The following is a 13580-nucleotide window of genomic DNA, read 5'->3' on the forward strand; positions in this document are numbered from 1 at the left end:
ATTATGGAACAGCTGCTACACCCGTTCCCATTCCGAACACGATGGTTAAACGCTGTATCGCCGAGAGTACTGCCCGGGTGACTGGGTGGAAGGGTAGGACGTTGCCAGGTTAAAAACTGCTAAGAATAACTTAGCAGTTTTTTTGTTTTTTGTAATAAATATAAGCATAAAAAAATTTTCCTCACCTGATAGTTTCTCCTGCATTTGCATATTTAGTAAGTGAAAGGGGATGATGAACATGGCAGTGCAAACAACAAAGAACAGTAGTGCCATTACACTTAAGATTAAACAGGGGGTAGATGCAAAGGGAAATGACATTGTAAAATCAATTAAATTTTCTAAGGTAAAGGTGAATGCGGCAGATGAAGACGTATTTGCTATAGCAAGTGCAGTGGCAGGGCTTTTGCAGTATCCTGTGGTTCAGATTTTAAGAAGCGATGACTCAGTCATCATACAAGCATAGGGAGGAGTGATTTAATATGGCAAAAACATTATCAATGACCTTTACCAATGAAGCTAATAAGAGTACCTCTTTTACCTTGGATTATATAAAAGAGGATCTTACTAATGAACAGGTATCAACAGTTATGGATCTTTTCATAAACAAAAATATTTTTTCATCCACAGGTGGAGATTTAAAAGGTAAATCTGCTGCTCAAATTGTGGATAAAAATGTGTCCAAGTTAGAACTAAAGTAGCAGACTAAAACAGAGACAATGAAAAAGCAGAGAAGTCAATCAGGCTTCTCTGCTTTTTTTGCTTGCATATGGAATTACTCAGTAGCAACTTAAAAATATCTGCATATATTAAAAAAGTATATCATATACCTGTGGATATATGTAATATTGATAAAATATAGTAATTCAGTCTAGGAAGCATTGATTAATTAGAGTCCTAGAGTTAATCTAAACATTAAAGCTAAGGGGTGTTATGGAATGTTAAGGCATATTATTTTAGATTTTATGAAGCAAAAAAAAGTGAAGTATTCCATATATTTTAAGGATTTAAAGTCAGGCTGCCAATGCAGCATAGATGAGAAAGTAGTGGTTCCATCCGCTTCTATCATTAAATTATTTATTATGGCTAAGGCTTTTGAAACCTGTAATTCTGGCAGATGGAAGCTTAATGATAAAGTTACTGTGGAGGGAAAAAATAGGGTGCCCTACAGCATAGTGTACCTGCTTGATGAAAGCAATTCCTATACAATACTAGATCTTATAACTCTCATGATAGTGCAAAGTGATAATAGTGCTACCAACAAGCTTATAGATATGCTTGGCATGGGAGACATAAATGATTATATCAGCCAATTAGGCTTTAAGGATACTTTACTTCAGAGAAAAATGATGGATATGGATGCTAAGGAAAAAGGTCTTGAGAATTATACTTCCGCTCAAGATGTAGGAAAGTTTTTAAAAATGCTTTATGATGGACAAATCATAAATAAACATTACAGTGATATGATGCTGGATATAATGAAGGAACAGTTAGATAGTTCCATGATGAGAATAGATATTCCAGATGACATTGTAGTAGCTCATAAAACTGGAGATCTCACCAACATCAAGCACGATGCAGGAATAGTATTTACTGATAAGGAGAGCTATATTTTTGTAATGCTTACCTGGGATGCTTTAAGCGACAATTATGCTAGAAATGCTATAGGTAGTGTTTCAAAGCTTGTATATAACTATGTAGATAATATGGGAGAAAAGTAATATGAAGATTGTGGATATAAAAATAAAATTTATTTCAGTTCCTCTTAAGAGACCTTTCAAAACTGCGCTTAGAACAGTTAATAGTGTGGAAGATCCTATTGTGACTATAATAACTGACACTGGCAATGTGGGCTATGGTGAAGCACCTCCCACTGCGGTGATAACAGGGGATACTACAGGCTCGATTCTATCTGCGGTGGAGATAATCAAAAAATCTATAATAGGTATGGATATAGAAAATATAGAAGAAATAATGCTTACGCTAAATAAGTGCATTGTTAAAAATACCAGCGCAAAGGCTGCGGTTGATATAGCTGTCTATGATTTATATGGACAGCTATACAATGCACCTTTATACAAGCTTCTAGGCGGATATAGAAAAGAAATAGTAACAGACATAACTATAAGTGTTAACTCACCGGAGGAAATGGCTGAGGACAGCATTGATGCCATAAATAGAGGATATAGAACCCTTAAGGTAAAGGTGGGGAAGGATAGTGAGCTTGATATAAAGAGGCTTCAAGCTATAAGAAAAGTTGTGGGACAAGATGTTGATTTAAGAATAGATGCAAACCAGGGTTGGAAGCCTAAAGAGGCAGTAAGGATATTAAGGGGGATGGAGGACTTAGGATTAAATATAGAATTTGTGGAGCAGCCCGTAGAAGCTCATGATATTGAAGGCTTGAAATTTGTTTCAGATAATGTGTTTACACCGGTTATGGCGGATGAAAGTGTATTTTTACCTATGGACGCATTAAAAATAATGCAAAATAGAGCTGCTGATCTCATAAATATTAAATTAATGAAAACCGGAGGAATATACAATGCATTAAAAATATGTTCATTAGCAGAGATATATGGAGTAGAGTGCATGATAGGCTGTATGCTGGAAGCTAAAGTCAGTGTAACTGCAGCTGTGCAGCTAGCAGCAGCTAAGAGTATAATAACCAAAATCGATTTAGATGGTCCCGTACTTTGCAGCGAAGATCCCGTAGATGGAGGAGCTATATTTGATGAAAGTGTAATAACTCTTCAGCAGGGGGCAGGACTAGGAATAACAGGTATAAAATATGCAGGGGATTAAGAATATAAATGGATTGGTAAATGTGTGCGATATAGATGATGGTTTTATTATCGATCTGAGGTACGCTAAAGAAAACAATTTTACTAGGAAAAAAATCTATCCTGCAGAGGTGTGTGTGCTGCAAGAAGAGACTGCTTTAAAGCTTTCAAGGGCAAACAGGGATTTTAAAGAGCTGGGATTAAAAATAAAGGTATGGGATGCTTACAGGCCCATATATGTGCAAAGAATATTTTGGGATATGGTTAGAGATGATCGCTTCGTGGCAAATCCTAATAAAAATGCTTCAAGACATAACAGGGGTACCGCTGTGGATATAACTCTTGTGAAAGAAAACGGGGAAGAGCTAAGAATGCCATCAGAGTTTGATGATTTTTCAGAAAAAGCCTATAGAAATTACAAATTCATGAGCAGTGAAGAAAGAGATAATTTAAATCTTATGACGGAGATTATGCTTTCAAATGGTTTTTTAATCATTGATACGGAGTGGTGGCATTTCGAAGATGATGCTTATAAAAAATATGATATTTACAATATAGATTTAGACCAGTTTATTAGAGTTAAAAAATAGCTTGGTTTTAATTTGATAAAATGGGTGCCGATGTATTGGTTTAAATTTTACTTTTATCAATAATTATACATGAATATGAGTGGATTTATAAATAGACATAAATTTTTCCTGTAAGGCTCTTTAATAAAAAATATAATATACAATTACTATAATATAAATTTAAGGCGTGTAATTTGGGGTTATTACGCAGGTAAATTGTTATTAAACATCTATTTTATATTGAGATAACTAGATGGAACTTACATGAATTAAATATAAGATAGATGAATATTTATGCATTTAAAAATAGGGGGTAAGTCATGAAAAAAGCATTTATTTTAGCTATGACAGCTATTCTTACAGTTTCCGTCCTTGCAGGCTGTGGGAAAAAAACAAAAAAAGATGATGAAAGCAATGTAAAGCAAGAATACTCAACAGTATATTCAGGGGAACTTACTACACTAAATTATTTAATTACATCTCAGGAAAATGAATTTGCAGCAGATGCAAATTTGGTGGATTCTCTAACAGAATATGATAAATACGGAGTTATCAAGCCAGCTTTAGCTACCAGCTGGACCCAATCTTCCGATGGTCTTACATGGACTTTTAATTTAAGAAAAGGTGTAAAGTGGATGACCTATGACGGAAAAGAGTATGATGAACTTCAGGCTCAGGACTTTGTAGATTCTCTTAAGTATGTATTGGATAAGAAAAATAATTCCGATACAGCTAATGTAGCTTACAGCGTAATAAAAAATGGTGAAAAATATTATAACGGAGAAATAACAGATTTTTCTCAAGTAGGTGTAAAAGCTAAGGATAAATATACTTTGGAATACACCTTAGAAAAGCCTACACCTTACTTTTTGTCCATGCTGACCTATGTCTGTTTCTTCCCTGTAAATGGTAAATTCCTTCAGGAGACAGGCTCTAAATTTGGGACTGACAATAAAACGCTCCTTTATAATGGTGCTTATATATTAAAAACCTTTGAACCACAGAACTCTAGGGTTTTTGAAGCAAATGATAATTATTGGGATAAAAATAACGTATTTATAAAGAAGCTAACATATACTTATAACAAGGAAGCAGACACGCTTGGACCAGAGCTTTTCACAAGAGGACAGATTACAGATGCCAGCATACCCACAGCTTCCATAGATGAATGGATGAAGGACGCTACTAAAAAAGATTCAGTAAGACCGGCATCTACTAATTTCTACTCATATTTTTATGCCTTCAACTTCAATCCAAAATATGATGCTAAATATGAGCCGGATAATTGGAAGGCAGCCGTAAATAATATAGATTTCAGAAAGGCTTTAGCTTATGGATTAGATAAGAAGGCAGCAATGCTTACTTCGGAGCCTTACGAACCGGATAGAAGATTAAGCAATACTATAACTCCTGCAAACTTTGTAGATGTTAAGGGTACAGATTATACAAAGCTTGGCTCACTAGGCAAAATATCAGGGACAAGTACCTTTGATGAGAGCAAAGCAAAGGAATATAAGGCAAAGGCTATGCAGGAATTACAGGGAAAAGTTAAATTCCCAGTACAGGTGGTTATGCCTTACAACACTGGAACTTCAGATTGGACAAACAGAGCGCAGGTTGTTCAGCAGCAGATGGAAAAGCTATTAGGAACAGATTTTATAAAAATAGTACCAGTACCATACCCACCATCTGGTTTCTTGAAAGCTACAAGAAGAGCAGGAAACTACTCCTTCATGGAATGTAACTGGGGACCTGACTATGCAGACCCACAGACCTATACTGATCCATTTACTGAAGAATCAAACTACAACTGGATAAGTATGGCTGAAGGTTACGCAGACACTAATGGAAAGAGCAAATACGAAAATATGGTAGAGGAAGCTAAAAATGAAAGATTGGATGTAGCAAAGAGAGACAACCTTTTTGCAGAGGCTGAAGCTTACCTCATAGATCAGGCTTTTGTAGTTCCATATGCAGTGGGCGGCGGCGGATTTATAGCTTCTAAGCTGGATCCATTTTCAGCAGCATATTCACCTTTTGGAGTTTCAAGCTTAAAGTTTAAAGGACAAAAGGTTATGGCTAAACCAATGAACACAGAAACTTATAAGACAGAATTTGCTAAGTGGCAGAAAGAAAGAGCAGATGCACTTAAAAAGGCTGAAACCACAAAGTAAGCACATTTCATAGGCAGGGATAGCTGTAGGGTTATCCTTGCTTTCTATATTAATTAACCAAGCGTTTTATAGAGGAGGCTCATAAAGATGGTTAAATACCTTTCAAAAAAATTAGCGCAGTCTATATTCACTCTATTCATAGTAATCTCCATAGTATTTCTTCTCATGAGACTCATGCCGGAAGAGGGATACTTTGGTCAAGGCTATGATAAATTAGCTCCTGCCCAAAGAGAAAACATTTTAAGAAACCTAGGTCTTAGGGATCCTTGGTACATACAGCTTACACATTTTTATAAAAATCTCTTCAAAGGTAATTTAGGAACTTCCATAACTTATAGACCTAATGTACCTGTGGCAGAAATAATAGGGCCTAAAATAACCTATTCTCTTTATTTTGGTATGGCAGCTCTTGCCATATCCATAGTAGCTGGTATAGCTCTAGGCATACTTATGGCAAAAAGCAAGAATAAGCTGTGGGATAAGCTAGGAAATGGATACATAGTATTTATAAATGCGGTGCCGGCGGCGGTATACTACCTTTTTATACAGCTATATGCCACTGGTATTTTGAAGCTGCCCATACTATTTGACAAGGATGATCCCAGCAGCTGGATTTTACCTGTGCTTTCCATGGCATTATCAAGCACTGCAGGCTACGCTATGTGGATGAGAAGATACATGGTAGATGAAATGAATAAGGATTACATCAAGCTGGCAAGAGCTAAGGGGTTAAGCAGCAGCGAGATAATGGTAAAGCATGTTTTAAAAAATGCTATAGTTCCTATGGCTCAGTACTTCCCAACTTCTCTTTTGTATACGGTAGCAGGCTCCATATATATTGAATCCCTATATTCCATACCTGGCATGGGAGGACTTTTAGTAGATACAATACAAAGACAGGACAACTCCATAGTTCAAATATTAGTTTTGATATATTCCTCCTTAGGCATTATTGGATTATTCTTAGGAGACATACTTATGGCAGCTATAGATCCACGTATTAAGCTAGCTAAGCAAGGAGGTACAAGATGAGTAGTAATGCAAAGATTGAAAAAGTTTCAGAGGGCATAGATGAAAGCCTTTTTGAGTTTGCAGAATATGATGTAAATAAAGGAGAAAAAAACGCATATTCAAATTACTCCTATTGGCGTTCCACCCTACAAGCCTTTTTAAAGAATAGAGTTGCCGCAGCTTTATTAATATTGATGCTGGTGATTATATTATTTACACTGATACAGCCATTTTTACCCAATCAGAAGCTTCCTACAAAGATATACCTAGATCCTAAAACAGGCATGCAGCTTAGAAATCATGCACCTGATGGACAGTATTGGTTCGGCACCAATTCCATAGGACAGGATCTTTGGGCTAGAATCTGGAGCGGCACCAGAACCTCTCTTCTTATAGGGCTTTTAGCAGGACTTTGGCAGGCGCTGATCGGAATAAGCATAGGCTGCCTATGGGGCTATGTGAGAAAGCTGGATTTTATAATAACTCAGATTTACAACCTTATAGATAATATACCTACTACTATAATAATGATATTAATGGCCTATATCCTTCATCCAAGCATAAGCACTTTAGTTATAGCCATGTGCCTTACCAACTGGCTTTCCATGGCTAGATTCGTAAGAAATCAGATACTAATAATCAGAGACAGGGAATATAATCTGGCCTCTAGATGCTTGGGCACACCAGTGAGAAAAATCATTTTAAAGAATCTTCTTCCTTATTTGGTATCAGTTATAATGCTTCAGATGGCTCTTGCCATACCTAATGCCATAGGTTCAGAGGTATTTTTAACTTATATAGGTCTGGGACTTCCTCTAAGCATGCCTTCTCTTGGTAATCTTATAAATGAAGGAAGAGCTATAATGATGGTTTCATCCTTAAGGTATCAGCTCATATTTCCTGCAGCAGTGCTGTCTCTTATAACCATATCCTTCTATGTTATAGGAAATGCCTTTGCAGATGCTTCTGATCCAAGAAGCCATGTATAGTGAAGAGAAAGGAGGGTTATTTATGGAGGACAAAAAAGTGATTCTAGAGGTAAAAGATTTAGTGATAAAATTTAAGCTTAGAGGTAAGGTACTTACTGCCATAAGAAATATTGAACTGCAGCTTTATGAAGGAGAAAGTCTAGCTGTGGTTGGAGAATCTGGTTCAGGTAAATCTGTTTTCACAAAATCCTTTATGGGACTTTTGGATGACAACGGCTATATAGACTCTGGAAGTATAATGTACGAAGGAGAAGATTTGGCTAAATTTAAGAATGAAAAGGAATGGCTGAAGATAAGAGGTAAAAAAATAGCCATGGTATTTCAGGACCCTATGACTGCTCTTAACCCATTAAAGACTGTGGGAAAACAAATAGAAGAAGCGGTTTGTATGCATCAAGGCTTAAAGGGTGAGGAGAGCAGGAAATTAGCATTGGATATACTAAAGGACGTAGGAATAAGCAATGCTGAAGCCAGGTATAATCAGTATCCCCATGAATTTTCCGGCGGTATGAGGCAAAGGGCGGTAATAGCCATTGCGGTAGCCTGCAATCCTCAAATACTTATCTGCGACGAACCTACCACAGCTTTAGATGTTACCATACAGGCTCAAATACTGCAGCTGCTTAAAAATCTTCAGAGCAAGTACAAGCTCACCATAATATATATAACTCATGATTTGGGAGTAGTGGCAAAGGTAGCGGACAGAGTGGCAGTAATGTATGCTGGAGATATAGTTGAAATCGGTACTGCGGAAGAGATATTTTATAATGCAAAGCATCCCTATACCTGGGCACTTTTATCCTCACTTCCTCAGCTTGGAATAAAGGGAGAGGCACTGTATTCTATAAACGGAACACCTCCTAATCTTTTCAATGAGATAAAAGGGGATGCCTTTGCACCAAGAAATCCTTATGCATTAAAAGTAGATTATGAAAAACGTCCGCCTTATTTTAAAGTAAGCGATACTCATAAAGCTAAAACTTGGCTGTTAGACCCGAGAGCTCCTAAAGTGGAACCGCCTTTTATAATAAAGGGACTTTTAAGTCAGTGGGAGGAATAATTTATGGAAAGTGAAGCTAAGGAAATACTTCTTCAGGTAAAGGATTTGAGCATAGAATTCGGAAAAGGTAAAAAGGCTTTTAAAGCTATCGACAAGGTAAGCTTTGACATATATAAAGGGGAAACCTTTGGGCTTGTAGGAGAGTCCGGTTCTGGAAAGACCACTATAGGCAGAGCCATTGTTAGGATAAATGAAACCTCAGGGGGAGAAATAATATTTAAGGGAAACAAAATAAACGGAAAAATAAGCAGAAGCTTGGATAAGGAAGTAACGAGAAAGATACAGATGATATTCCAAGATCCAATGGCCTCTTTAAATGAGAGAGCCAAGGTGGATTATATAATTTCAGAGGGACTTTATAATATCAAAAACTATAAGGATGAAAAGGACAGAAAGGCTAAGGTGGAGAAGGCCTTAACCGACGTAGGTCTGCTTCCTGAATTTGCCTCCAGATTTCCACACGAATTTTCTGGAGGACAAAGGCAGCGTATAGGCATTGCCAGATCTATGGTTATGGAGCCGGAGCTTATTATTGCAGATGAACCCATATCCGCACTGGATGTTTCCATAAGAGCTCAGGTTTTAAATCTCATGTCTAAGCTTCAGGAGGAAAAAGGACTCACTTATATGTTTGTAGCTCATGACCTTTCAGTAGTAAGGTTCATAACGGACAGGGTTGCCATAATATATAAGGGAAGAATAGTAGAAATGTCTGAAACGGAAAAGCTCTTTGAAAACCCGCTGCACCCATACACCAGATCTCTGCTTTCAGCTATTCCTATACCTGATCCAAGGGCAGAGAAAAACAGGAAGATTGAAGTTTATGATCCAAGCCTTTATGATTACTCCAAGGACGCACAGCAGTGGACGGAGATAGAAGAGGGACATTTTGTACTGGCTAATAAGAAAGAAATAGAGGAATATAAAGAGATCTTACAGAAAAAATTTGCTTGATTATAAAGCGCAAAGGCACAGGGAGGGGTAAAAGTGATGATAAAACCCAAAGCTTTGAAAAAAGGTGACACTATTGGGTTAATAGCTCCTTCGGGAGCAGTTAAGGCTAAAGATACAGCTCTTGAGGCAATAAATATATTGGAAGCTCAGGGCTTCAAGGTAAAGGCAGAGGACAGCTGCTTTGAAAGGTATGGTTATCTTTCAGGCAGCGATGAACTAAGAGCAGCAGATTTAAACAAAATGTTTAAGGATGAGGAAGTGAAGGGAGTGTTCTGCCTTAGAGGAGGCTATGGAACTCCAAGAATACTGGATAGGATAGACTATGAAATGATAAAGAAAAACCCTAAGGTATTCATAGGCTACAGCGATATAACAGCTATACACATAGCCTTAAACAGATTTTGTAAGCTTGTAACCTTTCACGGACCAATGGCGGCCTCGGACATGGTTGGCGGCTTTGATGAATTTTCAAAGGCAAGTTATCTTAAAGCTATCATGGAGTCAGAGCCTCTGGGAGAACTCACTAATCCAGAAAGCTTTGAAATTAAGACTTTGGTAGGAGGAAAAGCCTCAGGGCAAATAGTAGGCGGAAATCTTTCACTGATAGCTGGAACCCTAGGAACACCTTATGAAATCAATACTAAGGGTAAAATTCTGTTTATTGAAGACATAAGCGAATACACCTATTCCGTGGATAGAATGCTCACAGAGCTGAGACTTTCTGGTAAGCTGGAGGAATGCAGCGGGATTATAATAGGAGACTTTAAAGAATGTGAGCCTCAATATGAAAACTTCGACCATACCTTAATTCAGGTCTTTGAGGATATAATAAAGCCCTTAGGTAAGCCAACAATATACAATTTCAGAGCTGGACATTGTACTCCTAAGATAACAATACCATTAGGGGCAGAGGCAGAAATAGATGGAGATAACTGCAAAGTTACAGTGCTGGAGAGTGCTTTGGAGGAGTAGAAATCCAAGATTTTATTTGCTACAAAAATGTGATATGATTATAGTAAATTAAGTAGCATTTGGAAATAATAATAACTAGTAAAATGGGGTTTGCAGCAAACCTCATTTTTAAACAATGAGGCTCCAACCATTGAAAATAGAGGGCTTAAGCATGCTTTTTTAAAAAAGTAATTTGCATTACTGCCGCTTCACTGCAAAGTTAATCTGATTGAAGAATTAGTTAAAGCTGTGAAGGCAGTGATATCAATGGGTTTAGAATCTTAGAATTTTGGGTTTTATATTAACTATGAGGAATATAAATATGCTAATTATCATCTTAAAGGTGCAGAGTATTTTAGTTTTATATTAACTATGAGGAATATAAATAAGGCTAAATTACTCGTAACACTATCAGAATGAACAGTTTTATATTAACTATGAGGAATATAAATCGTGTAGAAGCTTCTGCAAGCTCTGATTTAATAAAGGTTTTATATTAACTATGAGGAATATAAATTTAGTAATAGATGAATCAGGTGTATATGTAGGAGTAGTTTTATATTAACTATGAGGAATATAAATTTACCAGGCTTAGCTACAAAGACATAAATACCCCAAAGTTTTATATTAACTATGAGGAATATAAATCATAATACATTATACAATACACACATCTACACAACCGTTTTATATTAACTATGAGGAATATAAATGTGAGAAAAAGACAGCTCTTTAATAAGCACAATAGGGTTTTATATTAACTATGAGGAATATAAATAACAACATCACTGGCAGTTTTATCCTCTATGGCTGGTTTTATATTAACTATGAGGAATATAAATATAAAAACGAGCAAAGCCAAGCCAATAATAAGTAGTGTTTTATATTAACTATGAGGAATATAAATTAATATATATATGTCCACTTGAATCAGAATCATTAATAGTTTTATATTAACTATGAGGAATATAAATTATTGTTCTACTACTTTTGCAGTAGCCTTTTTTAATAGTTTTATATTAACTATGAGGAATATAAATAAAGCTAATATTTTATAATCAGCTACGTTAGTATTTGTTTTATATTAACTATGAGGAATATAAATTCAGGATATGATGTATATCCTGAAATGAATTATGCAAGTTTTATATTAACTATGAGGAATATAAATGAGCAAACCGAATAAACGGACTGTAAGCAGTAGCGGTGTTTTATATTAACTATGAGGAATATAAATAGGGACATCAATCCAAGGAGCAGAAGAAGGAGGACTAGTTTTATATTAACTATGAGGAATATAGATTTAGAATCAACATAACTAGTATCAATAACAACATTGTTTTATATTAACTATGAGGAATATAAATTAGTAACAAGTTTTAACAAGCCAAAGAGAGAAAAGTTTTATATTAACTATGAGGAATATAAATCCAAAATTTAATATATATAATTACTTGGACACCTTTGTTTTATATTAACTATGAGGAATATAAATTTTTAAGATATCTAGCAGAAATATCATCATGATTTTGTTTTATATTAACTATGAGGAATATAAATTGGAACAATATTGATGGCACGAAAGGCAAGAGCGTTGTTTTATATTAACTATGAGGAATATAAATGTGGATTTTATGGATTTGTGGACAGCTTACGCCAAAGTTTTATATTAACTATGAGGAATATAAATGTTGATAGTCTTTGCGTTAGCTGCAGGTGTAAATCGTTTTATATTAACTATGAGGAATATAAATACATCACCATCAACAGAGTTAATGGTCTGCAAGGTAAGTTTTATATTAACTATGAGGAATATAAATTTGAAAATGAAAAGATAAAATATTTAGGATTAGCAAAGTTTTATATTAACTATGAGGAATATAAATTCGGGTAATGCAACAGCATCTTCTAATGATAGTTCTTGTTTTATATTAACTATGAGGAATATAAATATGAAAAAGCTACGTTCTTCCTTATCAACCGTAGTTGTTTTATATTAACTATGAGGAATATAAATATTTTTACGATAGAGTGAACATAAGAAGAGATGACAGGTTTTATATTAACTATGAGGAATATAAATCTATATTTCTTAATAATGCCAATAAATCACCAGTAGGTTTTATATTAACTATGAGGAATATAAATGCTTTCCAGTATTCTATAGCCTTTTCCATATCTGCGTTTTATATTAACTATGAGGAATATAAATTCATTTTTAAAATAAGTAATACTTAAACCCGCAGTTAGTTTTATATTAACTATGAGGAATATAAATTAGAACCGGAATCTTTAGAGTGTGGCTCACAAGTAAGTTTTATATTAACTATGAGGAATATAAATTCTATAGTTATAGGACTATAAGAATACGTACCGAAGGTTTTATATTAACTATGAGGAATATAAATTCGAAATATACATTGTATCCCTTTATTTTTCCCACTGTTTTATATTAACTATGAGGAATATAAATTGTCAAGATTTCAGCATTGCAGGACACCAAAAGGGAGGTTTTATATTAACTATGAGGAATATAAATATAGGAAAGAAAGTATATAAGAGTGCTTTTATAATAGTTTTATATTAACTATGAGGAATATAAATCAATCAACAAATAATTGAATTATACAGATATTTCTCGTTTTATATTAACTATGAGGAATATAAATGTAAAATTTACAGCAGGAAAAGTTACAATAAATTTAGGTTTTATATTAACTATGAGGAATATAAATACTTATCGGCAGGATTGGCTGGAGTTTTTTACCCATGTTTTATATTAACTATGAGGAATATAAATACACCTTTAAAGTTTAGGTTTGAATCAGATGGTAATGTTTTATATTAACTATGAGGAATATAAATGCTGCTATCGTTTGGATCGAAGGCATGCTGAATACCGTTTTATATTAACTATGAGGAATATAAATGTGATTATATTGAAGGTGATGAAAGATTAAAGGTAACCGTAAAAAAATTAGCGCCTAGAAGGTTAAAATCAGTTTTGATAAAATAACAGATATTAATTAACTAGGGAGGTTATGTACATGCAAAAAGGTTCACAGGATAACAAATGGAAGGCTATATTTAAT

The 13580-nt window shown here is 34.9% G+C and carries 11 protein-coding genes, 1 rRNA gene and 1 CRISPR repeat array; all 12 genes read left to right on the plus strand.

Annotated features, from left to right (window positions below; all coding sequences use genetic code 11):
- A 5S ribosomal RNA gene (rrf, locus tag IAI10_RS23620) occupies window positions 1-110 on the plus strand; the annotation flags it as partial.
- A gap of 128 nt (window positions 111-238) precedes the next feature.
- Window positions 239-463 (plus strand): DUF1659 domain-containing protein, encoded by a 225-nt coding sequence (locus tag IAI10_RS23625; protein WP_315675775.1) that lies wholly within the window; start codon window positions 239-241, stop codon window positions 461-463.
- Between the two features lie 16 nt (window positions 464-479).
- Window positions 480-698 (plus strand): DUF2922 domain-containing protein, encoded by a 219-nt coding sequence (locus tag IAI10_RS23630; RefSeq protein ID WP_315675776.1) that lies wholly within the window; start codon window positions 480-482, stop codon window positions 696-698.
- A gap of 237 nt (window positions 699-935) precedes the next feature.
- Window positions 936-1718 (plus strand): serine hydrolase, encoded by a 783-nt coding sequence (locus tag IAI10_RS23635; protein WP_315675777.1) that lies wholly within the window; start codon window positions 936-938, stop codon window positions 1716-1718.
- Window position 1719: 1 nt separating this feature from the next.
- Window positions 1720-2802, plus strand: coding sequence for a dipeptide epimerase (locus IAI10_RS23640; protein WP_315675778.1), 1083 nt, complete (start codon window positions 1720-1722; stop codon window positions 2800-2802).
- The gene (locus IAI10_RS23645) at window positions 2789-3370 is read left to right on the plus strand and encodes a M15 family metallopeptidase (protein WP_315675779.1); all 582 of its coding nucleotides are present in this window, start codon (window positions 2789-2791) and stop codon (window positions 3368-3370) included. Before IAI10_RS23640 ends, IAI10_RS23645 begins: the two co-directional genes overlap by 14 nt.
- 299 nt (window positions 3371-3669) lie before the next feature.
- A complete protein-coding gene (locus IAI10_RS23650; protein ID WP_315675780.1) occupies window positions 3670-5523 on the plus strand; it encodes a peptide ABC transporter substrate-binding protein in 1854 nt (617 codons plus the stop codon).
- Between the two features lie 87 nt (window positions 5524-5610).
- A complete protein-coding gene (locus tag IAI10_RS23655) occupies window positions 5611-6555 on the plus strand; it encodes an ABC transporter permease (RefSeq protein WP_315675781.1) in 945 nt (314 codons plus the stop codon).
- Complete coding sequence (locus IAI10_RS23660) at window positions 6552-7523, plus strand: ABC transporter permease (RefSeq protein ID WP_315675782.1); 972 nt, start codon at window positions 6552-6554, stop codon at window positions 7521-7523. Before IAI10_RS23655 ends, IAI10_RS23660 begins: the two co-directional genes overlap by 4 nt.
- 22 nt (window positions 7524-7545) lie before the next feature.
- Window positions 7546-8583, plus strand: coding sequence for an ABC transporter ATP-binding protein (locus IAI10_RS23665; protein ID WP_315675783.1), 1038 nt, complete (start codon window positions 7546-7548; stop codon window positions 8581-8583).
- Between the two features lie 3 nt (window positions 8584-8586).
- Window positions 8587-9537 carry an oligopeptide/dipeptide ABC transporter ATP-binding protein gene (locus IAI10_RS23670; protein ID WP_315675784.1) on the plus strand — a complete coding sequence of 317 codons (951 nt, stop codon included), beginning with the start codon at window positions 8587-8589 and terminating at the stop codon, window positions 9535-9537.
- Between the two features lie 36 nt (window positions 9538-9573).
- Window positions 9574-10509: an LD-carboxypeptidase gene (locus IAI10_RS23675; protein ID WP_315675785.1), complete on the plus strand. Its 936-nt coding sequence runs from the start codon at window positions 9574-9576 to the stop codon at window positions 10507-10509.
- A 272-nt stretch (window positions 10510-10781) separates the two neighbouring features.
- A CRISPR array of direct repeats spans window positions 10782-13418; the repeat unit is 29 nt; unit sequence GTTTTATATTAACTATGAGGAATATAAAT.
- Window positions 13419-13580 lie beyond the last annotated feature (162 nt).

Origin of the sequence: Clostridium sp. 19966 (assembly GCF_032335695.1) — a bacterium.
Classification (GTDB): domain Bacteria; phylum Bacillota; class Clostridia; order Clostridiales; family Clostridiaceae; genus JACTOJ01.

Excerpts from the sequence above, each read along its gene's own strand:
- IAI10_RS23625 (WP_315675775.1), top strand. The coding sequence starts at position 239 with ATGGCAGTGCAAACAACAAAGAACAGTAGTGCCATTACACTTAAGATT.
- IAI10_RS23630 (WP_315675776.1), top strand. The coding sequence starts at position 480 with ATGGCAAAAACATTATCAATGACCTTTACCAATGAAGCTAATAAGAGT.
- IAI10_RS23635 (WP_315675777.1), top strand. The coding sequence starts at position 936 with ATGTTAAGGCATATTATTTTAGATTTTATGAAGCAAAAAAAAGTGAAG.
- IAI10_RS23640 (WP_315675778.1), top strand. The coding sequence starts at position 1,720 with ATGAAGATTGTGGATATAAAAATAAAATTTATTTCAGTTCCTCTTAAG.
- IAI10_RS23645 (WP_315675779.1), top strand. The coding sequence starts at position 2,789 with ATGCAGGGGATTAAGAATATAAATGGATTGGTAAATGTGTGCGATATA.
- IAI10_RS23650 (WP_315675780.1), top strand. The coding sequence starts at position 3,670 with ATGAAAAAAGCATTTATTTTAGCTATGACAGCTATTCTTACAGTTTCC.
- IAI10_RS23655 (WP_315675781.1), top strand. The coding sequence starts at position 5,611 with ATGGTTAAATACCTTTCAAAAAAATTAGCGCAGTCTATATTCACTCTA.
- IAI10_RS23660 (WP_315675782.1), top strand. The coding sequence starts at position 6,552 with ATGAGTAGTAATGCAAAGATTGAAAAAGTTTCAGAGGGCATAGATGAA.
- IAI10_RS23665 (WP_315675783.1), top strand. The coding sequence starts at position 7,546 with ATGGAGGACAAAAAAGTGATTCTAGAGGTAAAAGATTTAGTGATAAAA.
- IAI10_RS23670 (WP_315675784.1), top strand. The coding sequence starts at position 8,587 with ATGGAAAGTGAAGCTAAGGAAATACTTCTTCAGGTAAAGGATTTGAGC.
- IAI10_RS23675 (WP_315675785.1), top strand. The coding sequence starts at position 9,574 with ATGATAAAACCCAAAGCTTTGAAAAAAGGTGACACTATTGGGTTAATA.